The organism is Ottowia sp., assembly GCF_047975795.1.
Taxonomy (GTDB): Bacteria; Pseudomonadota; Gammaproteobacteria; order Burkholderiales; family Burkholderiaceae_C; genus Ottowia.
In genome coordinates, this window is sequence record NZ_JBKEEE010000053.1 from 2501 (window position 1) to 26008 (window position 23508).

Annotated in this window: 17 protein-coding genes (1 of these 17 running past the window's edge); 8 read left to right on the top strand and 9 right to left on the bottom strand. The window is 63.7% G+C overall.

What is annotated here, in order from left to right; all coding sequences use genetic code 11:
• Both ACK5NW_RS08565 and ACK5NW_RS08570 read left to right on the top strand, forming a co-directional pair.
• Window positions 1-1450, top strand: the 3' portion of a protein-coding gene (locus ACK5NW_RS08565) for an ATP-binding cassette domain-containing protein (protein WP_416927035.1). Its footprint begins 455 nt before the window's first position; the window shows 1450 of its 1905 coding nt (coding positions 456-1905); its start codon lies off the left edge, out of view; its stop codon occupies window positions 1448-1450.
• Window positions 1451-1566: 116 nt separating this feature from the next.
• Window positions 1567-2229, top strand: coding sequence for a DUF2726 domain-containing protein (locus ACK5NW_RS08570; protein ID WP_416927037.1), 663 nt, complete (start codon window positions 1567-1569; stop codon window positions 2227-2229).
• Window positions 2230-2277: 48 nt separating this feature from the next.
• On the opposite strand, the gene glmU is transcribed toward ACK5NW_RS08570, so the two are convergent.
• The 7 genes from glmU to ACK5NW_RS08605 all read right to left on the bottom strand — a co-directional run bounded on the left by glmU (window position 2278) and on the right by ACK5NW_RS08605 (window position 13998).
• The gene (glmU, locus tag ACK5NW_RS08575; protein ID WP_416927039.1) at window positions 2278-3729 is read right to left on the bottom strand and encodes a bifunctional UDP-N-acetylglucosamine diphosphorylase/glucosamine-1-phosphate N-acetyltransferase GlmU; all 1452 of its coding nucleotides are present in this window, start codon (window positions 3727-3729) and stop codon (window positions 2278-2280) included.
• Between the two features lie 38 nt (window positions 3730-3767).
• A complete protein-coding gene (locus ACK5NW_RS08580) occupies window positions 3768-4901 on the bottom strand; it encodes an ABC transporter permease (protein ID WP_416927041.1) in 1134 nt (377 codons plus the stop codon).
• A 120-nt stretch (window positions 4902-5021) separates the two neighbouring features.
• Window positions 5022-6014 carry an ABC transporter ATP-binding protein gene (locus ACK5NW_RS08585; protein WP_416927043.1) on the bottom strand — a complete coding sequence of 331 codons (993 nt, stop codon included), beginning with the start codon at window positions 6012-6014 and terminating at the stop codon, window positions 5022-5024.
• Window positions 6015-6026: 12 nt separating this feature from the next.
• Window positions 6027-7022 carry an HlyD family secretion protein gene (locus ACK5NW_RS08590; protein ID WP_416927045.1) on the bottom strand — a complete coding sequence of 332 codons (996 nt, stop codon included), beginning with the start codon at window positions 7020-7022 and terminating at the stop codon, window positions 6027-6029.
• Window positions 7019-7711 (bottom strand): TetR/AcrR family transcriptional regulator, encoded by a 693-nt coding sequence (locus tag ACK5NW_RS08595; protein WP_416927047.1) that lies wholly within the window; start codon window positions 7709-7711, stop codon window positions 7019-7021. Before ACK5NW_RS08595 ends, ACK5NW_RS08590 begins: the two co-directional genes overlap by 4 nt.
• Window positions 7712-7852: 141 nt before the next feature.
• Window positions 7853-11224 carry a UvrD-helicase domain-containing protein gene (locus ACK5NW_RS08600; RefSeq protein WP_416927050.1) on the bottom strand — a complete coding sequence of 1124 codons (3372 nt, stop codon included), beginning with the start codon at window positions 11222-11224 and terminating at the stop codon, window positions 7853-7855.
• A gap of 179 nt (window positions 11225-11403) precedes the next feature.
• Window positions 11404-13998 carry a PD-(D/E)XK nuclease family protein gene (locus ACK5NW_RS08605; protein WP_416927052.1) on the bottom strand — a complete coding sequence of 865 codons (2595 nt, stop codon included), beginning with the start codon at window positions 13996-13998 and terminating at the stop codon, window positions 11404-11406.
• A 103-nt stretch (window positions 13999-14101) separates the two neighbouring features.
• Here ACK5NW_RS08605 and trxA point away from each other — a divergent pair, with 103 nt between their 5' ends.
• From trxA to ACK5NW_RS08625, 4 genes are all read left to right on the top strand, one after another.
• Window positions 14102-14437, top strand: a complete 336-nt coding sequence (trxA, locus tag ACK5NW_RS08610; protein ID WP_416927054.1) for a thioredoxin TrxA — start codon at window positions 14102-14104, stop codon at window positions 14435-14437.
• Window positions 14438-14699: 262 nt separating this feature from the next.
• The gene (gene rho, locus ACK5NW_RS08615) at window positions 14700-15965 is read left to right on the top strand and encodes a transcription termination factor Rho (RefSeq protein ID WP_416927056.1); all 1266 of its coding nucleotides are present in this window, start codon (window positions 14700-14702) and stop codon (window positions 15963-15965) included.
• 278 nt (window positions 15966-16243) lie between these two features.
• Window positions 16244-16498 carry a type B 50S ribosomal protein L31 gene (locus tag ACK5NW_RS08620; RefSeq protein WP_416927058.1) on the top strand — a complete coding sequence of 85 codons (255 nt, stop codon included), beginning with the start codon at window positions 16244-16246 and terminating at the stop codon, window positions 16496-16498.
• Between the two features lie 158 nt (window positions 16499-16656).
• A complete protein-coding gene (locus ACK5NW_RS08625; protein ID WP_416927060.1) occupies window positions 16657-18399 on the top strand; it encodes a hypothetical protein in 1743 nt (580 codons plus the stop codon).
• A 26-nt stretch (window positions 18400-18425) separates the two neighbouring features.
• Here ACK5NW_RS08625 and ACK5NW_RS08630 read toward each other — a convergent pair whose 3' ends face one another.
• Both ACK5NW_RS08630 and ACK5NW_RS08635 read right to left on the bottom strand, forming a co-directional pair.
• Window positions 18426-19562 (bottom strand): PilT/PilU family type 4a pilus ATPase, encoded by a 1137-nt coding sequence (locus ACK5NW_RS08630; RefSeq protein ID WP_416927062.1) that lies wholly within the window; start codon window positions 19560-19562, stop codon window positions 18426-18428.
• A 127-nt stretch (window positions 19563-19689) separates the two neighbouring features.
• Window positions 19690-20733: a type IV pilus twitching motility protein PilT gene (locus tag ACK5NW_RS08635; RefSeq protein WP_416927064.1), complete on the bottom strand. Its 1044-nt coding sequence runs from the start codon at window positions 20731-20733 to the stop codon at window positions 19690-19692.
• 60 nt (window positions 20734-20793) lie between these two features.
• Between ACK5NW_RS08635 and ACK5NW_RS08640 the strand changes: the two genes are divergently transcribed.
• Both ACK5NW_RS08640 and ACK5NW_RS08645 read left to right on the top strand, forming a co-directional pair.
• Window positions 20794-21483, top strand: coding sequence for a YggS family pyridoxal phosphate-dependent enzyme (locus ACK5NW_RS08640; protein WP_416927066.1), 690 nt, complete (start codon window positions 20794-20796; stop codon window positions 21481-21483).
• Window positions 21484-21582: 99 nt separating this feature from the next.
• Window positions 21583-23316: an NAD(P)/FAD-dependent oxidoreductase gene (locus tag ACK5NW_RS08645; protein WP_416927068.1), complete on the top strand. Its 1734-nt coding sequence runs from the start codon at window positions 21583-21585 to the stop codon at window positions 23314-23316.
• Window positions 23317-23508: the final 192 nt, after the last annotated feature.

Sequence of the window (23508 nt, forward strand, 5' to 3'; positions counted from 1 at the left end):
GGTGGCGCTGGCACAATCTTTGGTCACACGCCCAGACGTGTTGTTGTTGGACGAACCCACCAACCACCTGGATCTGGATGCCATTGGCTGGCTGGAAGACCTTCTGCAAAAGTTCAAAGGCAGCGTCATATTTGTGACGCACGACCGCGCGTTCTTGAACAACGTGGCAACCCGGATCGTGGCACTGGATCGCGGTCACCTGCTTTCCTACCCCGGCAATTTTGAACGCTATCAGGCTCTGAAAGCCGAGCAGGCAGCACAAGAAGCCACGATGCATGCGCGCGCCGACAAACTGCTGGCACAAGAAGAGGCGTGGATTCGCAAAGGTGTGGAAGCACGTCGCACCCGGGCGCAAGGCCGCATCAATCGGCTGCAAGATCTGCGTTCAGCGCACGCCGCGCGGCGGCACGCCACCGGTCGCGTGCGCATGGACGTTGACGCCCACGTCGCAGGCTACCAAGGCAAGCTGGTGGCTGAATTGCAAGGCGTTGGACTCTCGTATGGCGACAAATGCATTGCGCAAGACCTCAGCATGACGGTATTGCGCGGCGACAAGATCGGGCTGATTGGCCCCAATGGTGCGGGCAAATCTACTCTGCTCAAAATTATCCTGGGTGAGCTGACGCCCCATCAAGGCCAGGTGCAACGCGGCACCAATTTGCAAGTGGCCTATTACGACCAGATGCGCACGGCCCTGGATCTGGACGCCACGCTGGAAGACTTCATCAGCCCAGGCAGCGAATGGATAGAGATTGGCAACAAGCGCCAACACGTCAAAAGCTACCTCGGCGATTTTCTTTTCAGCCCCGCACGCGCCACCTCGCCCGTGCGCAGCCTGTCTGGTGGCGAGCGCAACCGCCTGCTGCTGGCCCGCCTGTTTGCCCGCCCGGCGAATGTGCTGGTGCTGGACGAACCCACCAACGACCTCGATATCGACACGCTGGAGCTGCTGGAAGAGTTGCTGCAAGACTATCCAGGCACCGTGTTTCTGGTCAGCCACGACCGGACTTTTCTCGACCATGTGGTCACCAGCACGCTGGTCTGGAGCGGACCAGGCCAATGGCGCGAATACGAAGGCGGCGTCGATGACTGGCTGCTGCAAGCTGCCCGCTGGCAAGCGCTGGCCGAGCTTTCCACGGACGGGCCTGCTGCCATACCGGCTTTAGCGACCAAGCCATCAGCCCCTAAGGCCACTCCAACTGCAAACGCACCTTCCGGAACCAGCACCAAGCGCAAACTCACCTACAAAGAACAGCGCGAGCTGGAAGCTCTGCCCGCCCACATTGAAGCGCTGGAGTCTGAGCAAGCAGCCATCCATACCGCCTTGGCCGACGGCACGCTGTACCAAACCGACTTGCAACGCGCCATCGAATTGCAAGCACGCGACAGCGCTATTGAAAATGAGCTTCATCAAGCGCTGGAACGCTGGGCCGCGCTCGATTCACCTTAAGTTACACATCGACCTTGACGGCACGCAGCCACGCGCCATCATCGCCGTTGTAAGCACTAACTTAATGACGAGGGATTATTACAGTGACCTTTTTATTAATGGTCGTTTTGGCGGGTGTGGGAGCGTTCGCATGGTGGGCCTACCAGCGAATGCAACTGGCCACCAACGGCAAACCGATCACGGCCACCGATCAGTTTTCAGCCACGCCGGTCATTTCGGCAGTCGAAATGGAACTGCTGAATTATTTGCAACATGCGTTTCATGGCCGCCAAGTGCTGTTTCGTGTGGCTTTGTCCCACATCGTGTCGGCCCGCAAAACACAGGATCGGCTGGGCGTACAGCGGCGACTGAACACCCATGTAGTGGATTACGTGGTGTGCGATCGCAAAGGCAACCCAGCCTACGCCTTTGAGCTGGACGCCTTGCACGACAGCGCCGAAGATGCCGCGCGCGACGCCAAAGAAAAACACCGTGTCCTGAAAACCGCCCAGATTCCGCTGGTGCGGCTCAAGCGCAGCATCCGCACGCTTCCTCCCGCGTCTGAATTCCGTCGCCTGCTGCGCACCACCGAGGCGCAAGAAGCGGCAGACGACGCGCTGCACCCTGAAGACGGCCCATTGGCATCACCTGGCAACCGGACGCCCGGCACAGGCTTGCCCCCCGGTTTTGAACACACACAGCCGCCTTCGGTGACCGACTTGATGGGCTTGCCCGATGCGCCCAAGGCCAAGCGCGGGGCAGCAGATGACAGCACCTGGGTCAGCACCCAGCAGGTTTGAGATCGCTACGGCACAAGCAGCCGCGCACCTTTTTACGCTCTTGTTGATTCATTTCTTGACGGGTCGCGACCAGTTCGGAAAGCTCACTTGCCTGCCACGCGCCACGCTCAAAGCACCCGGCGGTGTGCTCTGCGTGATGGTCGAGCCGCCGCCCACCGTGCCGCCCGCACCCAGCGTCACCGGGGCCACCAGCACACAGTTGCTGCCCACGTGCACGTCGGCTTCGATCACCGTGCGGTGCTTGTTGGCCCCGTCGTAATTGGCGGTGATGCTGCCCGCGCCGTAGTTCACCCGCTCGCCCACCGTGGCATCGCCCAGATAGGCCAGATGGTTGGCTTTGGCTCCAGCGGCCAGGGTGCTGTTTTTGATTTCAACAAAATTACCAATGTGCACCTCGGCACCCAATTGCGCACCGGGACGCAGGCGGGCGTAAGGCCCCACCAGCGCGCTGGGGCCAACCACCACGCCTTGCTGGCCACCGTCAATGTGGGTAAAGGGGTGGATCACTGCCCCGGCTTCAATGCGTGCGTTGGCAATCACGCAGTGCGCGCCAATGCGCACGTCGTCCGCCAGACACACTTGCCCCTCGAAGATGCAGCCCACGTCGATCTCCACGTCCGGCCCACATTCCAGCGTGCCGCGCAAATCAAAACGTGCCGGGTCAGCGATGCGCACACCAGCCTCCATCAAGGCGTGTGCCTGGCGCAGTTGCAGCCCGCGTTCCAACTCGGCCAGTTGCACCGGGCTGTTGACGCCCGCTACCTCCACCGCATCGCCAATGCGCAGCGCTTGTACCGGCGTGCCATCGGCCACGGCGTGCTTGACCACATCGGTCAAATAAAACTCTTTTTGCGCGTTGTCGTCGGTCAGCAGCGCCAGGTATTTTTGGAGCAGCGCCGTAGGCGCGGCCATCACACCTGAATACCACTCAGTCAGCGCGCGCTGACCAGGCGTAGCGTCCTTGGCCTCAACGATGGCCTGCACGGGGGCGTCGGCACCGCCTGCGTTGCGCACAATGCGGCCATAGGCACCTGCATCCGCGCCCGTGTCCACCGTCAGCAGCGCGACGCGACTGCCGTCACACAGCGCGATCAATTGGCGCAAAGTCTCAGCGCGCACCAGCGGCGTGTCACCGTTGAGCACCAAGGTCACCCCGTCGTCAGGCAGCACCGGTTCGGCTTGCTGCACCGCGTGGCCGGTGCCCAGTTGCGGCTCCTGGCGCACGGTGCGCAGCGCCATACTTTCAGCATGATTTTTGCTTTTCGCGCCCTTCCATTCAGCACAAAACGCTTCTACTTTTGTAGCGCCATGGCCGGTAATGATCACCGCCGATCGCGCGCCAAGCGCCGCCGTGGCCTCCAGCACGTGGGCCAGCATGGGGCGTCCGGCGAGTTTGTGCAGCACCTTGGGCAGGCGGCTTTTCATGCGTGTGCCCTTGCCTGCGGCCATGATGACAACGTCGATAGCGGCCATGTCTTGCCTGTGGTCTGAATGAGTCATGTCGGCCATTATCCCGGCCACGGGTTTGCGGCCGGGCCTCAATCCAGCGTCTGCCGATAGCGCTTGAGAGCGAGCACGCCCACGACGGCCATGAACGTCAGCAGCGGCCACAGATCGGGCCACGCTTCGGCCATGCCGGTGCCTTTGAGCATGATGCCGCGCACGATGCGCAAAAAATGTGTCAGCGGCATCGCCTCGCCGAGCCACTGCGCCCACTCAGGCATGCCGCGAAACGGGAACATGAAGCCCGACAGCAGCATCGACGGCAGAAAGAAAAAAAACGTCATCTGCATGGCCTGCAACTGGTTGCGCGCCAGCGTGCTGAAGGTAAAGCCCACCGCCAGATTGGCAACGATGAACACGCCGATCATCACCATCAGCAGGTTGAAGCTGCCCAGCAGCGGCACGTTGAACAGCCCCCACGCTGCAGCCAAGATCACCGCCAGCTGCACGTAGCCAATCACCACGTAGGGCACGATCTTGCCCACCATCACCTCCAACGGGCGTACCGGGGTGGCGAGCAGGTTTTCCATCGTGCCGCGCTCGCGCTCGCGCGTCATCGCCATGCTGGTCAGCATGACCATGGTCATGGTAAGGATGGTGCCGATCAGCCCTGGCACGATGTTCAGGCGCGACAGCCCCTCGGGGTTGTAGCGCTTGTGCACGCGCAAATCCAGCCGACTCGGCACAGGCGCCACCGCTTGACCCGGGCCACGCAACTCAGCGGCCAGCGTCTGACGGCCCACCTGCTCCAGCGAGGCCATGGCGTTGGCAGCGGCCATTGGGTCAGTCGCGTCCACCGCCATGTACAGCACCGGGCGCAGGCCGCGCCGCACATCGCGTTCAAAGTGCGGCGGAAACACCAGCATGAACTGCGCATCGCCACGCGCCAGCATGGCATCGCCTTCGGATTCGGCCACGCCGCTGGCCACGACGCGAAAGTAGTCGGTGTTCTGCAAGGCCGCCACCAGGCTGCGCTGCAACGGCCCCTGCTCGGCCGCGACCACCACCATGGGCAAATCCTTCGGGTCGGTGTTGATGGCGTAGCCAAACAGCACCATCTGAATCACCGGCATCAAGATCGCCATGGCAAACGTCATGCGGTCACGCAGCATCTGCTGAAACTCTTTGATGAACACCGCGTACGCCCGGGCCAGCGAAAAGCGGTTCACAACACGCGCCCCGCACTCAGGCTGCGGCGCAAGCCATACCAGCGAACGCCGTGGCCGGGGTTTCCCCGGCCAGTGGTGTTGTCCCCCTGAAGGGAAGGCGGCGAAGCCGACTCAGGGGGGCTAACCATTCCCATAATTGTCTTTCGCCCGTCCAATCAGGCTGATGAACACGTCTTCCAGATTGGCATTGGCCGGACGCACATGCAGGCCGGACTGGTTGCGCAGCGGCACCAATGCCGCTTGCAGTGCGGCTGGGTCAGTGGCAGTGACGTGCAGGCTGGTGCCAAAAGCGGCCACACTTTGCACGCCGGGGGCCGCACGCAAAGCCGCGTCCTGCGCCGCGCTTAAGGTGCCGGTGATTTCAGCCACGTGCAGGCCCGCGCCTTGCACGATGTCGCGCTCGGTGCCGCGCGCCAGCACCTTGCCGTAGGCGATGTACACCAGCTCGTGGCAGCGCTCGGCCTCGTCCATGTAATGCGTGGACACCAGCACCGTGATGCCCTGCGCCGCCAGTTGGTGAATCTGGTCCCAAAAATCGCGCCGGGCCTTGGGGTCCACCCCCGCCGTGGGTTCATCGAGCAGCAGCAAGCGGGGGTTGTGGATCAGGCAGGCGGCCAGCGCCAGCCGCTGCTTCCAGCCGCCCGAGAGCGATCCGGCCAATTGGTGCTGCCGCCCGACCAGGCCCAGGCGTTCCAACGCATCGTCTACGGCCCGCTTTCGATGGGGCAACTCAAACAAGCGCCCCACAAAGTCCAGGTTCTGGCGGATCGACAAGTCTTCGTACAAACCAAAGCGCTGCGTCATATAGCCCACCTGCCGTTTGATGCGCAATGCATCGCGACGCAAGTCCAGCCCCAGGCAAGTGCCCTCGCCCGCATCGGGCGTCAGCAGGCCGCACAGCATGCGGATGGTGGTGGTCTTGCCACTGCCGTTGGGGCCTAAAAAGCCGCAGATGCGACCAGGAGCGAGCTGGATGTCCACATCATCCACCACAGCGCGTGCACCGTAACGCTTGGTCAGCCCGCGCACGTCGATGATCCAGGCACCGTCTGGGGCTGTCGGTGCATTGGACGCTTCTTTATTTGTAGCTTCTTGCGCAGGTGGTTCTTGCACCAAAGCCATCTCTCATTCAGACTTTTGATCGGCCAGCGTCACTTGCAGCGGCATGCCGGGGTGCAGCCGCGTGGCCTGCTCAGGCGCGGGCAGCGCATCCACGCGAAACACCAGTTTGGCGCGCTGGCTGTCGGAATAAATCACTGGTGGCGTGTATTCCACCTGGTCAGATACCTGCGATACCTGCGCCGTCATCGGTGCCCCGCAGCCGTCGCAACGGATGTGCACCGTCGAACCGGGTTTGATCTGCGCCACCGCCACTTCGGGCACGAAAAACCGCGCCTTGATGCGCGCAGGCGGCAGCAGCGCCAACACGGCTTGTCCGGCAGGCACCCATTCGCCGGGACGGAAATAGGTGTCGTGCACCAGGCCCGCTTCAGGCGCGGTTTGCGCAGCCTCGCTCACGCGCCACTGTTGCTGGGCCAGTGCGGCGCTGGCGGCGCGGGCCTGCGCCTGGGCGGCAGCGCGTTCGGCCACGCGCGCGGGCTGGCGCGCCAGCCGCAGGGCCGCTTCCAGCTCTTGCACGCGGCGGCGGCTTTGCGCCAGTGCACTGCGGGCGGCGTCGGCATCTTGGTGCGACACAGCCCCCTGCTTTTCCAGCGGCGCTTTGCGTGCCCAGTCGCGCGCGGCCAAGTCGGCCTGCACGCGCGCTTGCGATACCTGCGCCTCGATCTCGGCAATCTCGTCCGGGCGGCGGCCCGTTTGCAGGTTGGCCGACTGCGCGCGCGCCGCTTCCAGCTGGGCCTGCGCCTGATCGCGCGCCTGGGCCTCGGGCGTGGCGTCCAGCGCGAACAGTGGTGCGCCTGCACTCACCTGCTCACCGCCACGCACGTCCAGCTGCGCCAGGCGGCCAGCCACCGGTGCGGCTACATAGACATAGTCGCCCTCGGCATAGCCCGACCAGGCGGTGTCTTGCGTTTGCTGGCAACCCGCCAATGTCACCAGCACCGCCCACACGGCCTGGGCAGCCACCCGCTTTGCCGAGCCAACACAAATCGATACCCTCACGATGTTTTCCTTTTTGTGGCCACTTGGGTGGTTTTGGTTTTTTGGGCCTGCGGCGGCAAGGTGCCCGGTGGCCTCAACGCCGCCAACGCCAGCGCAATGCGCTGCTCGATCGCCTCGTCTGACAGCACCTGCGGGTCAATCAGCGCCGCCAGCGCTTCGGGGGCCACCCCCAGCGACTGCACCCGCGACAGTGCCAGCACCGGGGTGACCACTGCGCCCATCAAGAAACTGAAGCGCGTCAGCGGCGGCATGGACTGCAACTGCCCGGCGCGCTCGGCCTCATCGGCCAAACCCAGCAGCAAAGTCGCGTGGCGCGGCACGTTGCGGCGCACAAAGTCCAGCACCACCGGCTCACCCGCGTCGGCATCGGCCAACACGCGGCGCAGCATGGCCCCGTGCCGGCGCAGCAGCCGCGCCACCAGCGCCAGCACATGCGCCAGCCGCTCCAGCGGCTCGCCCGGCGCATGCGCCTGGGCGTCAAGCTGGACAAAAAAACCGTCGTAAAACCGCTGTAACAGCGTGCCCACAAAATCACTTTTGCTCTTAAAGTGATAGTGAAACATGCCCGGTGCAACCCCCGCCGCCGTCGCCACCCGCCGCACCGACAGCCCCGCGCTGCCCCACTGCGGGTAAAGCTGTTCACCAGCGTTCAGCAGTTCAGCATCCAGATGACGGGAGGGACGGGCCATAGCGGCGCAGAGTATCGGACATTATTGGTCGATTGTCCAGTAATACGTATTTCAAATTTTCCGTGCTGCAATCGTGCCAGCCAAAAGGGCTTGCAGACTCAGGACAGGGCGCGCGTTGTGTGCCGCTTATTGATGCGCTGCTTATTCGACCAGGCTCATGCGCCCATCCCCACCCAGCAGCGCGGCGCGCACCACCTCGCCGGGGTGCAACTGTTCAATGGCGCTGCGGTAGCGGGCCAGTTGGGCCAGCAGGTCGGGGTTGCGTTCAGGCTGGGCGGCGCTTTTGTAGTCCAGCACCCACCAGCTTTCAGGCGCAGCCGCCACAGCGCGGCGGCGCACCAGGCGGTCGATGCGCAGGCGCTGGCCTTGGTGAGTGAGTTCGATTTCGTCAAACGCCTGCAGCACTTCATCGGGCGACCAGGCCCAGGCGGCCTCGCCGGTGAAGATGCGGCGCGCCAGGCGTTCGGCCTGCTCGGCCAGTGCGCCGTCCAGCGCCCAGCGGCGGCGGGCTTGGCGCAGGCGCTCAGGCCGCCAGCCTTGTGGGGTGTCGCTGGCGTGTTCCAGCAGCCAGTGCATGGCCTCGCCCAGGCGGGTGGCGTCGGTGGTGGTAGCACCCGCCTTCAATGTTGCTTCTGATTTAATAGCGTCTGTCGCCTTATACACAGGCGATGGCGGCAGTTTTTTCCATGAAAATTCTGTGCCACCCTGGCGCGCCTGCGCCTTCCACGCACCGTCTGCCATCAATGCGCTTTCGAGGACATCGGCCAGTGAGTCCACCGGTTTACACAGCGGCTGCAAGCGCGGCCACCAGGCGCTATCGCTGTTGCGGTGCGGCGCAAAGCTGGAGATGACCAAGCGCCGCTTGGCGCGGGTGATGGCCACGTACAGCGCGTTCAGCTCTTCGCGGGCGCGGGCGGCGACTTCCGTGGTCAGCACATCCTGCGCACTGGGCGGGGCGCTTTTCTCGCTGGACAAAAAGCTCAGGCTGCGCGGGGCATCGCTTTCGCCGGGCCAGTCGATCAGCACGGCCGGGCCGCGCGCGGGGGTGCTACCGCTTTGGGTGTCGAGCAGCAGCACGGTGTCAGCCTCCAGCCCCTTGGCACCATGCACAGTGAGCAGTTGCACCGCGTGCGGGTTGACGGGCTGGGGCACAGGCAAGGTTTGGTGGCGCAGCGCACGCACCCACTGGTAAGCGGTAAGAAAACGCCCGCCACCGACTTGCAGCGCCGCCGTGAGCAGCGCGCGCAGTTGCAGCACGTGGTGTTCGCGCTCGGCCACCGGGGCGGCAGCGGCGTAGCGGGCCAGCACGTCGCGGTGGTGGTAGATGGCTTGCAACGCATCGTGCGGCGGCAGTTGCCCCAGCCATTGTTGGTACTGCATTAAATCAGCCGATGGTGCAATGTCTGCCAGCGCTGGTTGCTCCTGATTTAAAAGCACTTCAAGCCATGGGCGGGGCGGGCGGGACGCACCATCCGCGCCCTTTGTGGCACGGGCAGCCTGGGCGATGGTGGCCAGTTGCGCATCACTTAAACCAAACAGGGGCGATTTGAGCGCGCGCGCCAGCGACCAATCATGACCGGGGCTGACCAGCGCATCGACCAGCGCCACCACATCCTGCGCGGCGGGCAGCTCACCCAGCGACAGCGCCTCGGGCTGGTCGGCGGCAATGCCCAGGCTGCGCAGCTCACGCTGCAACAGGCCCAGCGGCTGGCGGCGGCGGCACAGCACCATGATGCTTTGTGGCGCCGCCCCAGCAGCGATTTGCGTGGCAATCCACTGTGCGGCCTGACGGCATTCGAGCGTGCGCAGGGTTTCTTCCAGCTCTGTGCGCGGGGTGCTCAGGCTGTCGCGCCACGGTGGCAAGTCAGGTGCATCGCCATCATCATCATCGTCAGCGTCACCGCTATCGGCCTGCGCGTCTTTGGCCGGGCGCGGCACCACGGGCAGCGCCAGCAGCTCGCCTGCCACCTCGGACTCGGTGGTGTGGGACCTAAAGCCCGCAAACGCACCCGCCTGCTGGGCCTGGCCCAGCACGGTGTTGACGGCGTCGATCAACGCCGGGGCGTTGCGGCGCGTATGGTCGCTGGACAATGCGTCGCCGCCCAGCGCCTGGCACACGAAATCGCGCGCGGCGGCAAACACCTGCGGGTCGGCGCGGCGAAAGCGGTAAATGCTTTGCTTGGGATCGCCCACGATGAACACGCTGAGGCCGCCGCCACCGCCCGCCCCGGCATAACCCGACAGCCACGCATGCAGCGCCTGCCATTGCAGCGGGTTGGTGTCCTGGAACTCATCGATCAGCAGGTGGCGCACTTGGTGGTCGAGCCGCTCTTGCACCCAGCCCGAGAGCACCGGATCGGCCAGCAGCGCCAGCGCGGCGGTTTCCAGATCGCCCATGTCGACCCAGCCGCGTTCGCGCTTCAAATCGGCAAACTCGGCCGTCAGGCGGCGCACCAGGCGCACCATGCGCCAGTGAAAGTCGTGCCCCGCCTGCTGACCCTCAGCGGCCAGCACGGCCAGCACTTCGTCTTGCGCGGCGCACACGGCATCGCGGCCCGCCAGTTTGTCGCTGACTTTGCGCGCCGCGCCGGCCTTGGTCAGCAGCTCAGCCTGCACGGCAGCCCACGCCTGTTCTGATGCAGGCAAGGCCAGCGCCTGTTGCAGCCGCTGGCCTTGCGCTGCCACGCTGGGGGTGCCGCCCAGCATGGCGCTGGCGGCGGCTTGCAGCAGGGTGCGACCACGCTCGCTGCTCAACCATGCATCGCGCGGTTGGGCAAAACCGGCAAAGCGCGAGAACCACTGACCTGCCGTAGGCACCGCACCATCCAGTACGCCCGCCGCATCGGCGCGGGCAAATTCAACGCGCTTGTCCAGCGCGGCGTTCAGCGCCTCGTGCGCGCTGTGGCGGCCCAACTGGCGCACCAGCGCGGTGTAGTCGGCCTGCAAGGCCTGCTCGCCCCACAACGTGCGCAAAAAGCGCCGCCACAGCTCGGCGCGGGCATCGGCGTCGTCTTCCAGCAACTCGTGCTGGGCAGGCAGGCCCAAATGATCGAGCAGGCCCAGCGGCGCAGTGCGCAGCAGCGCAGCAAACCAACTGTGAAAGGTGCGAATCTGTACTGAGCGGCCTTGGTCGAGCAGACATTGGTGCAAACTTTGTAGCTGCTCATGAAGATCCAGTGCGCGCTGCGGGCTTAAACCACGGCTCATCAGTTCTTTTTGCAGGTCTTCGACAGGCGCGTGGGCAAACTGCTCCAGCCATTCGTGCAGGCGCTGGCGCATCTCGCCCGCGGCCTTGCGCGTGAAGGTGATGGCCAAAATGTCCTGCGGCTGCACCGCGCGGCCATCGGTGGCAGGCTCCAGCAGCGCACGCAGAATGCGCGACACCAGCATCCAGGTCTTGCCCGCACCGGCGCAGGCTTCTACCACCACGCTGCGGCGCGGGTCGCAGGCCACGGCGTAGAACTTCTCGCGCGTGCAGGGCGCGCCGTTCAGCTCATAGGCGGGGAGGGTCATTTCAATGCCTTCATATCAACCGCGCTCAACGCAACGCAACTCAACACACCGCCCCGCACAACACCAAGACGCAAGCCGACGAACGCCGTGGCTGAACCTGCGTCGGCAACGGGTGTTGCCCTCCGCCCGAAGATGACGGGGGACGGGCGCGCGCAGTGCGACTGAAAGGGGATGCGTTTTCATGCCCAAAAATCCTTGCGGCACAGCCCTCGCATCTCGCACCAGTCGCACACCGCGCCTTCGCCCAGCGGATGCAGCGGCGCATTGGCGGCGATGCGCGCCATGTCGTGCACGATGCCTGCGCGCAATTGCGCGGCCAGCGTGGGCAAGTGCGGCGGGCGGTGGCTGCTGGTGCCCTCGCGCTCGCTGATGTTGACGTAAGCGGCGCTGGTGTGGCGCTCGCCCGCCAGCAGCGCATAAAACGGCAGTTGCGTGTCGCCACTGCCTGCTTTGACACGGTTTTGGGTTTTTTGGGGCTGCTCGGTTTTGTAGTCAATCAGATCCAGCCCACCATCGGCGCGGCGATCCACACGGTCAAACCGCCCGCGCAGTTGCAGCGGCGTGGGTAAATCGGCATCGGCCAGCGTGGCTTGGGCGGCGCGCTCGGCGGCTTCAAAGCGCGCGCCCGTTTGTTCATGCTCGACCAGCCACTGCAAATAGCCATCCCGCAGCGCAGGCCAGTTGGCTGTAAAGGGTAAAAACTCCGCCTCGTCCAACGCCAGGGCTTGGGCGGCCGCATGCGCAGCAGCGTCCATCAGCGCAGGGCGATCCGCGTCAGGCTCAGCCTGCAAAGCCTGGTGAAAGCGCTGCAGCGCCGCGTGCAACCAGGTGCCGAAATCGCGCTTGTCCAGATCAACATCCAGCTCGCCATCGTCCTGGTGCCCCAGCAAGCGCTGGGCAAAAAAGCGGTAGGGGCAATCGCGCAAGGCAGCGTAGGCGCTGGCGGTCAACGATGACACGGCAGGCACCAGCGTGCCGCCGGGCGCAGGCGGGGCCACGGGGACGGACACGAGCGCGGCATCCTCGCGCGGATCAGCGGTGTCGGCAGGCAGGCTGACGGGCTGCACCCGGTCAGGCCCCAGCAGCGGCTGCACCAGCGGGGACGGCATCAGCGCCTGGCCATTGTCGTCACCGCTGCGCCACAGCACATCCACATGCGGCACCGACAGCGCCGACAGCCACGCCTGCTGCTGGGCAGCTTGTAATTCTTGGCGCGTGGGCAAACGCAAGGCTTGGCGCTGGGCAGCGCTCCAGGGGCCGACAGGTTCGGGCGCGGCAGGCAGGTGCTGCTCGTTGGCACCGGGCAGCACCAGGGCCGCGAGCGGGCGACCCAGCAACTGGCTGAGCGGCAAAATCAGCACCGGGGCATCAGCCGTGTCCGCCGTCGATGGCGGGCGGAAGGTGGCCGCTTCCAGCGTATCGCTGACCCAGCGGATGAAGGCGTGCAGGCCCATGCGACGCTGGGCGGGCGGCCAATCGGCCAAGTCAGCCAGTGCGTGTTCGGACAAGTCCAGCGCGTCGATCAGGGCGGCCCCAGCGGCATCTTGCTGCATCGGCACCCACAGGCCGAGCGCCTGCAAGGCCGCGCGGGCAGCTTGCAACCAGGCATGCAGCGTGCGGGGTGCCGCCATGTCGGCACGCATGTCGGTCATCAAGGCCATAGGCGCTTGCGGCGTCAGGCCCGCATTGACCGGGAGTGAACCTGTCCCACGCGTTTCGGCTTGTACCCAGTGGCGGATGGCATCGCGCCGCAAGCCTTGTTCAAGCACGCGCACCGCCTCGGCGTAAACCCCGGGGGCAAGCTTAAGCGCATCCAGCACAGTATCGGTACTGGCCTGCGGCGCACAGGCGCGCAGCACGGCCATGAGCTGGGCGGCGGCGTGGGTGGTGGACAGTTTCCAGCCCGTTTCATCACGCAACGGCACGCCGCGCACCGACAGCAGGGCGCTGACCTGGCGTGCCGTCAAACGGTCGGTCGCCACCAACGCCACCGGCGTGTGGCCCGCCGCCAGATGGCGCAACACGCAGGCAGCGGCGCGCTCGGCCTCGTCCGCACCGTCGGTGCAGTGGTGCAGCGCAATCTGACCCGGCACCTCCACCAGCGGGGCGGACAAGGTGAGCAGCTTTTCAACGTAGTGCTGTGCCAATGATTCGGCCAGTACATCGCGCTGCAAGCCGGGCACGATGACCAGCGCGTCCAGCGTGCGGCCCGTGCGCTCAGAAAACAAGGCGTCGGTGGCGTAGCTGGAGCTGTTGGCCCAGGCCAGCGCCAGTTGGGCCAGCGCGCCTTCCAGCGCCAGCGGGCCGTCCCCTGCGGGCGGCAGCACAGCACGCGCCTGTGCAGCCCAGGCTGGGCGCTGATCGGGGGGCAGACTGGCGGCCACCTGCCCCAATGGCGTGGCCTGCGCCAGCAGCGCGGCCGCCAGTTGATCGCGCTGCACGCCCAAGCCAGCGCTGTCCAGCAAAGCTGCCGCAGTGAGCGCATCGCGACCGGGGTTGAACTGCAAGTCGGTGCTGCCGAACTCTTCAACGGCCACAGCAGCAGCCCAACTGCGCGTGGTCTCAAAACGCGGCACATACGCCTGCGGAAACTGCGCAGACCACAGCCGCTGCGCCAACGGCACCAGTTGCGCAAACGGCAGCAACACCACGCTGCGCGCCGGGTGGGCGGCCATTTCGTGCAACTGCCCGTGCAGATCGGCCAGCAGGCCATGCCAGGCGGCCAGCATGGCGGCAAAGGCGTGATCGGGCAAGGCGTCAGCTATCGTCGTCATAGCGAGTGTTGATCTTGTATCAAGGCGGTGGGCACCCACGTATCTGTCACAATCGCCCTACTTTATCCGCATGGATAACCCTTATTTTGGAAGGATGTGCCTCATGGCCAATGACCTGATCAAACACGTGAGCGACAGCTCTTTTGACGCCGACGTCCTGCAATCGGACAAACCGGTGCTGGTGGATTTCTGGGCCGAATGGTGCGGCCCCTGCAAAGCCATTGCCCCTGCGCTGGACGATCTGGCCACGCAATACAACGGCAAGCTGCAAGTGGCCAAGGTGAACGTGGACGACAACCGCGCGGTGCCGGCCAAGTTTGGCATTCGCGGTATTCCCACGCTGATGGTGTTCAAAGGCGGGCAACTGTCTGCCACCAAGGTAGGTGCCATGACCAAGGCGCAACTGTCGCAATTTATCGACCAGCAACTGGCAGCCTGAGCCAAGTCCTCGCGGCCGTCACACGCATGGGCGCTTGTGGCGGCGGCCTAAATTCCTGTCATAATCCGCCCACTGACCCGCAGGCATGCGATCCATTGCCACGGTCTGGTGCTTTGATCCGCTGGTGATCACGCACTTTGAAAGCAGTCCCTGTACACGGCACTGATTTTTCCCCAACACATACCAACGTTCTTTCTGCTTTCTGGAGCCGTCGGCCTGTGGGTCGATGCATCGCCAGTCCTACCGCTGAACGCCATTTCCCATGCACTTAAACGAACTCAAAGCGCTGCACGTTTCTGAACTGCTCAAGCAGGCCGAAGATCTGGAAATCGACAACGCTGGTCGCATGCGCAAACAAGAACTGATGTTTGCCATCATCAAAAAACGCGCCAAGGCGGGCGAACAGGTATTTGCTGACGGCGTGCTGGAAATCCTGCCCGACGGCTTTGGCTTTTTGCGCAGCCTGGACACCAGCTTTACAGCCAGCACGGACGACATCTACATCAGCCCCAGCCAGGTGCGCCGCTTCAACCTGCACACTGGCGACATGATCGAAGGCGAGGTGCGCATCCCCAAAGATGGCGAGCGCTACTTTGCCCTGACCAAGCTGGACGTGGTCAATGGTCGCCCGCCCGAGCAGAACAAGCACAAGGTGATGTTCGAGAACCTCACGCCGCTGTTCCCGCGCGAGCTGATGCGGCTGGAACGCGACGCCTTCAAGGGCGAAGAGAACATCACCGGCCGCATCATCGACGTGATCGCACCCATCGGCAAAGGCCAGCGCGCACTGATCGTGGCACCACCCAAAAGCGGCAAAACGGTGATGATGCAAACCATCGCCCACGCCATCAGCGCCAACTACCCCGACAGCCACATGATGGTGCTGCTGGTGGACGAGCGGCCCGAAGAAGTGACCGACATGCAACGCTCGGTCAACGCCGAGGTGATCGCTTCCACCTTTGACGAACCAGCCTCGCGCCACGTACACGTGGCCGAAATGGTGATCGAGCGTGCCAAGCGTCTGGTGGAGCTGAAAAAAGACGTGGTGATCCTGCTGGACTCCATTACCCGCTTGGCGCGCGCCTACAACAACGTCGTGCCATCCTCGGGCAAGGTGCTGACCGGTGGCGTGGACGCCAATGCCCTGCACCGGCCCAAGCGTTTTCTGGGCGCAGCGCGCAACGTGGAAGAAGGCGGCAGCCTGACCATCATCGCCACCGCGCTGATCGACACCGGCAGCCGCATGGACGAGGTGATCTTTGAAGAATTCAAGGGCACCGGCAACTGCGAGATTCACTTGGACCGCCGTTTGTACGAAAAGCGCGTGTTCCCCTCGATCCAGCTCAACCGATCCGGCACCCGCCGCGAAGAGCTGCTGCTGCCGCCCGAGGTGCTGCAAAAGACCCGCATTCTGCGCCAGTTCATGTACAACATGGACGAGATCGAGGCGATGGAAATGGTCATCAAGAGCATGAAAGCGACCAAAACCAATGTCGAGTTTTTTGACATGATGCGGCGCGGCGGCTGAAATGGCACACCCCCGTGGTGCCACTCGCTGCGCGATGTTTCACCTCCCCCCTCAAGGGGGCGCACCCAGTGTCCTGGGAAATCCCGGCCACAGGTACCATTGAACTGGCCTGCTCTGCGGCCATCAGTGCCTTGGTATTGCGTGCACCGCAGGTGCTTCAGGCATCACACGAAAAGGATGCCTTGGTGCTCCATCAAAAGGCTATAATGCTCCGTTCAGCGAAAAGTACGCCAGAATGGTCTGGCGCGGCTGCCGCAACGACCCATAAGGATTTCATCATGCGTGAAGGCATTCACCCCGAATACCGCGAAGTATGTTTCGTCGACGTGTCCAACGGCTTCAAGTTCGTCACCCGTTCCTGCGTCAACACCAAGGAAACCGTGAAAATGGACGATGGCCGCGAGCTGCCGATGTTCAAACTCGACACCTCCAGCGAATCGCACCCGTTCTACACGGGCACGCAAAAATCGGTGGACAACATGGGTGGCCGGGTCGAGAGGTTCCGCAACCGCTTCGGCAAAGTCGCACGCTGATCGGGCCAGTTGCCACAAGGCAGCACCCACCAAGCAAGGGCAGCACGGGTCACCGCGCTGCCCTTTTTGCTTTTTTGTAACATCGCACCACGCTGCACGCCCGGCGTGTGCATTGTTCCTCTGGCGCATTTCTGACAATTTCACCTACAGCTTCGGTCTTGAACCTGCCCCGCCCCGCCCTCGTCACCCAGGAAGCCGCGCGGCGCTTGCCGCGCTGGGCCTTGCTGCTGCTGTGCGGCGTGTACGTGCTGGCGGGCTACATCGGGCGCGAACCCTGGAAAAACGCCGACATCGCCTCGTTCGGAGTCATGCTGGAGTTGCTGGGGCACACCGATTGGCCACACTGGCTGCAACCCACGTTGATGGGCGAACGGGCCGACACCACAGCCTTGCTGCCTTACTGGCTGGGTGCATGGGCCATGCAGGTCGCACCGGCATGGGTGGCCCCAGAGTTTGCGGCACGCCTGCCTTTCATGGCCATGCTGGTGGGCACCCTGGTCGCCACTTGGTATGCCGTGTACCACCTGGCGCGTTTACCTGGTGCCCAGCCGATCACGCTGGCTTTTGGCGGCGAAGCATCGCCCCCCCATTACGCCCATGCGCTGGCTGACGGCGGGCTGCTGGCTCTGGTGGCCACGCTGGGTCTGGCCCAGTTCTCGCACGAAACCACCCCCGCACTGGCCCAGCTTTTTTTCAGCACCCTCACGCTGTACGGGCTGGCCGCTGCATCGGCCCAGCCGTGGCGCGCCGTCGTGGTTCTGATGTTCAGCTTGCCTGGGTTGGCCTTGTCTGGCGCGCCATCATTCGCGTTGATTGAGGGCGTTTTGATCTGGCTGGGCTGGCTGGCATCGCGCAGGTTCAACAAAGAATCCCCTACACACCTCAGCCTGATCGTCGCGATGGCGTTGCTGGCGTCTCTGGTGCTCACAGCAGCACTGTCGACGAAACTGGGCTTACTGCGCTGGGAATTCAGATGGCCGTCTGGACGCTGGAGCGAATGGCGCGGCATGCTCAAGCTGCTGGTTTGGTTCTTGTGGCCTGCATCGTTGTTCGCGCTCTGGGCTTTGTGGCAATGGCGGCGTCAACTGGCGCAGTTGTGGCGTAACCCACACCTGGGTCTGCCTGCGCTGTTTGCCGCTGTCCCCTTGCTGGCTTCCATCTTCACGTCGGCAGGCGATCGCGCCTTGCTGCTGGCCATTCCCGCGCTGGCCATCCTGGCGGCATTTGCCCTGCCCACCTTTTCACGCAGCGCCAGCGCGCTGATCGACTGGTTCACCGTCTTGTTCTTTACCGTGTGCATGGGGGCCATCTGGGTCATCTGGGTGTCGGTGCAAACCGGTTTTCCAGCCAAACCCGCTTCCAACGTGGCCCGCCTGGCTCCAGGGTTTGCACCTTCGTTTGGTATCGCCGCGTTCACCATCGCCGTGCTGGGCACACTCGCCTGGGTTTTGCTGGCCCGCTGGCGCACTGGCCGCCACCGCACGGCACTGTGGAAAAGCCTGGTGCTGCCCGCATCAGGCACCGCGCTGTGCTGGCTGCTGCTGGGCACGCTGTGGTTGCCGGCCTTTGACTATGCGCGCAGCTTTGCGCCGCAAATACGCCAGGTCAGGCAGGTGGTGGGCGATACGCCTTGCGTCGAGGTCTATGGGTTGTCCAGCGCCCAGGTGGCGGCGGTACGCTTTCATGGCGGCTGGCAACCCGTGCCAGCCAGTACCACACCGCGCTGCACCTGGCTGCTGGTGGACGTGGACGCGCAATACACGCTGCCCGAGGCGATTCACCCGTTACATTGGAATGCACAAGCGCGGATTCAGCGCCCCACTGACGACAACGAATCGCTGTTGATCTTCAGGCGTTCAGACGCCGAACCTGCCCAACCCACCCAAACTGGATCGCCCTGACGCTGGGTCGCTGTGGCGTCACCGCCTCAGACGATTTGCAGGTGTTCAGTGCCCGCCGACAAATCGGTGGATTTGGCGCGCTGGCTGGTCAGCTTGATTTGCAGACGCAAATCGTTCATCGAATCGGCGTTGCGCAACGCGTCTTCATAACTGATCAGGCGGGCCTCGAACGCATCGAACAGCGCCTGGTCAAAGGTCTGCATGCCCAGCTCGCGGCTTTTCTTCATGATCTCTTTGATCTCGCCGACTTCGCCTTTGAAGATCAGGTCAGAAATCAAGGGCGAATTCAGCATGATCTCCACCACCGCCGTGCGGCCCTTGCCACTTTCCTTGGCGATCAGGCGCTGCGAAATCAGGCTGCGCAAGTTCAGCGACAAATCCATCAGCAACTGCTGGCGGCGCTCTTCCGGGAAGAAGTTGATGATGCGGTCCAGCGCCTGGTTGGCCGAGTTGGCGTGCAGCGTGGCCAGACACAGGTGGCCGGTTTCGGCGAAGGCAATGGCGTGTTCCATGGTTTCGCGGTCGCGGATTTCGCCCATCAGGATGACATCGGGTGCCTGGCGCAGCGAGTTCTTCAGCGCCGCCTCCCAGTCCTCGGTGTCCAGGCCCACTTCGCGCTGGGTGATGATGCAGTTTTTGTGCGGGTGCACAAATTCCACCGGGTCTTCCACCGTGACGATGTGGCCGTGGCTATTGATGTTGCGCCAGTCCACCATGGCCGCCAGCGTGGTCGATTTACCCGATCCGGTCGCGCCGACCAAAATGGTCAGGCCGCGCTTGCTCATGGCCACGTCTTTCAGCACCTTGGGCATGCCCAGCTTGTCGATGGTGGGCAGCTCTTGCGGAATCACCCGCATGACCATGCCCACATGACCCATCTGCACAAAAGCGTTGCAGCGAAAACGTCCGATACCAGCGGGCGAGATGGCAAAGTTGCACTCCTTGGTGCGCTCAAACTCGGCCGCCTGCTTGTCGTTCATCACCGCGCGCACCAGCGACAGCGTGTGCGCAGGCGTCAGGTTTTGCGACGACACCTTGGTGATCTTGCCGTCCACCTTGATGGCGGGCGGGAATTCTGCCGTGATGAACAAGTCGCTGCCGCGCCGGGTGAGCATCAGCTTGAGCAGATCGTTGATGAATTTACTGGCCTGATCGCGTTCCATATCGAATCCTTGAGGGCGGCGCGGGCTGGTTGCGCCTCCAGCCCTGTGTTGATACTAACTTGATAGCTATTAACACATATATTTATGGCGCTAAAAGCTGTTGTTATTCAAAAATAATTGCCCCGCATCAGCCAGGGAAGTTCTCCGGAATCTTGGCCTTGGCGCGCGCTTCGTGGGCGCTGATGACGTTGCGGCGCACCAGATCGGTCAGATTCTGATCCAGCGTCTGCATGCCCAAACTGTTGCCGGTCTGAATAGACGAATACATCTGCGCCACCTTGGCTTCGCGGATCAGGTTGCGGATGGCGGGCGTGCCGATCATGATTTCATGCGCCGCCACACGACCCTGGCCGTCCTTGGTTTTGCACAGGGTTTGCGAAATCACCGCTTGCAGCGATTCGGACAGCATGGCACGCACCATCTCTTTTTCTTCAGCCGGAAACACGTCGATAATCCGGTCGATGGTCTTGGCAGCGCTGGAAGTGTGCAGCGTGCCGAACACCAGGTGGCCGGTTTCAGCCGCGGTCATGGCCAGGCGAATGGTTTCCAGATCCCGCATCTCGCCCACCAAAATGGCGTCGGGGTCTTCACGCAAGGCTGATCGTAGGGCGTTGGCAAAACTGTGGGTCATCGGCCCCACCTCGCGCTGGTTGACCAGGCACTTCTTGGATTCGTGCACGAATTCGATCGGGTCTTCCACCGTCAGCACGTGGCCGTACTCGATTTCGTTCAGGTGGTTAACCATGGCCGCCAACGTGGTCGATTTGCCTGAGCCCGTCGGCCCGGTCACCAGCACCAGCCCGCGCGGTTTGAGCGACAAATCGCCAAAGATCTTGGGCGCATTGAGTTGCTCCAGCGTCAAAATCTTGCTGGGAATCGTGCGCAGCACACCCGCCGCACCCCGGTTCTGGTTGAAAGCGTTGACACGAAAGCGCGCCAGCCCTTCAATCTCGAACGAAAAATCAACTTCCAGGTTTTCTTCGTAGATCTTGCGCTGGTTGTCGTTCATGATGTCGTAGAGCATCGCGAACACTTCTTTGTGATCGAGCGGCTCTACGTTCAGACGGCGCACGTCGCCGTGCACGCGGATCATGGGCGGCAAACCGGCCGACAAGTGCAAGTCCGAGGCTTTGTTTTTGACGCTGAACGCCAGCAGTTGGGTAATGTCCACGACAAACCTTTTATAAATAACAATGAAACACGTGTTTCAGTTTGATAGGCTGCGGGCATTATGACGACCATCGCCAGCAATCTCCAAGACGTGCGTGCCCGGATTGCCACAGCTTGCCAACTGGCGGGCCGTGGCGTGCAAGATGTCACGCTGCTGGCCGTATCCAAAACCTTTGAGGCCGACGCTGTGCGGGCCGCTTACCAGGCTGGGCAGCGCGCTTTTGGCGAAAACTACATTCAGGAAGGGGTGGACAAAATCACCGCCCTGCGCGATCTGCCCCTGCAATGGCACTGCATCGGCCCCATTCAAAGCAACAAAACACGCCTGGTGGCCACGCATTTTGATTGGGTGCACAGCATTGACCGGCTGAAAACTGCCGAGCGCCTGTCCACCCAGCGGCCCGATGGCCTACCGCCGCTGCAAGTGTGCATCCAGATCAACGTGGATGGCGGGGCCACCAAATCCGGCACAGCCCCGGCCGATGCGCTGGCACTGGCGCGCGCCGTGGCCGCCCTGCCCCGGCTGCGCCTGCGGGGGTTGATGACCATTCCTGAACCCGCGCCTGATTTTGAAGCTGCTTACGCCGTGCACCACAGCGCCAAAGCCATTTTTGACCAGATGAATGCCGCCGGTCTGGCGCTGGACACCTTGTCCATGGGCATGAGCGCCGACCTGGACGCCGCCATCGCCGCAGGCAGCACCCTGGTGCGCGTGGGCACGGCGATCTTTGGTGCGCGCCAAGCCCCATAACAAAAGCACCAACGTGCGCTGCAACGATGCGATGCAACGCGCGCCATGCATTCATGCGTATCATCACCAGCCTTGCTTGATCGTCACAAGCCCCGCCCCATGATCCGCCTTTCAGAACTCCGCCTGCCGCTGGCGCAGGCCGCTGCGCCCTTAGGGCAGCTGACCACGCTGGCGGCCGCCAAGCTGCAATTGCCCGAATCAGCACTGCATGGCCTGACGATCTTCAAACGCAGCTTTGACGCCCGCAAGGTCGATCTGCTGGCGGTGTACACCGTCGATGTGGCTTTGGCCGATGCCGCCCAAGAAACCGCGTGCCTGCAACGCCTGGTGGCCAATCCGCACGTGCAGCCCACACCCGATATGGCCTGGCACCCGCCCGTGGCCGCGCCTGCGGACTACAACGGCGAGCGTCCCGTGGTGGTGGGCTTTGGCCCCTGCGGCATTTTTGCCGCGCTGGTGCTGGCGCAGATGGGCTTGAAACCCATCGTGCTGGAGCGCGGCAAGCCGGTGCGCGAGCGCACGCAAGACACCTGGGGCCTGTGGCGCAAAGCCGAGCTGAACCCCGAAAGCAACGTGCAGTTCGGCGAAGGCGGCGCGGGCCTGTTCTCAGACGGCAAGCTGTACAGCCAGATCCGCGATCCGCGCCACCTGGGTCGCAAGGTGATGCAAGAGTTTGTGGCCGCAGGCGCGCCGGAGGAGATTTTGTGGGTGGCGCACCCGCACGTCGGCACCTTCAAGCTGGTCAAGGTGGTAGAAAACCTGCGCGCGCAAATCATCGCCCTGGGCGGCGAGATCCGGTTTCAGCACCGCGTGGCCGATGTGCTACTTGAAAAAGAGCATGGTACGCAGGTGTTGCAAGCGCTGACGGTCGAAAACCTTCAAAACGGTGAGCGCTATGAACTGCCCGCCCGCCACGTGGTATTGGCGCTGGGCCACAGCGCCCGCGACCTGTTCATGCAGCTGTACCGGCGCAGCGTGGCGATGCAGGCCAAGCCGTTTTCCGTCGGCGTGCGCATCGAGCACCCGCAAAGCCTGATCGACCGCGCCCGCTGGGGCCGCCACGCCGGCCACCCGCTGCTGGGTGCGGCCGACTACAAGCTGGTACACCACGTCAATGTCGGCCCGGCCAACGGGCGCACCGTCTACAGCTTTTGCATGTGCCCCGGCGGCACCGTGGTGGCCGCCACCAGCGAGCCGCACCGCGTGGTCACCAACGGCATGAGCCAGTATTCGCGCGCCGAACGCAACGCCAACGCGGGCTTGGTGGTCGGCATCGAGCCAGGCGACTTTCCGCGCGATGCGGCACTGTTTGAAGCCCAGTTGGGCGAATCATTTGGGGTCGATGCTCTGTCCGCCGATGCGGCACACCCCTTGGGCGGCATCGCACTGCAACGCCAGCTTGAAAGCGGTGCCTACGCCTTGGGCGGTGCCAACTACCGTGCACCTGCGCAGCGCGTGGCCGACTTTCTGGCCCGCCGCGCCAGCATCGGTGTGGGCACCGTTGAGCCGTCTTACCAGCCCGGCGTGCACTGGACTGATCTGCACGCCGCCCTGCCCGGCTGGGCCACCGACGCCATGCACCACGCCCTGCCCGCCTTTGGCCGCAAGATCAAGGGCTACGACCTGCCCGACGCCGTGATGACCGGCGTCGAAACCCGCACCTCATCCCCCGTCAACATCCGCCGTGGCGACGATTTGCAAAGCCTGAACGTGCGCGGCCTGTACCCGGCGGGCGAAGGCGCGGGTTACGCGGGCGGCATTCTGTCGGCGGGGGTGGATGGGATTCGGGTGGGGGAGGCGGTGGCGCAAAACATCTTGCGCACATGCGCCTGAGTCGGCCCCCTTTCCCTTTGCTCGTCTGCATCCCATTGGGCACCGCAAACTTGGTTCCAGCGCTTGGGCAGAAGTGGCCCCGCGAATCTGAACAGGTGAGATAAAGCAGACTCCGGGCAAGCAGCCGGCCAGAGCGAGGGCTGGCGACAAGGAGTTTTGCGATGAACAAGAAACCATCCGGACGGCGTACGC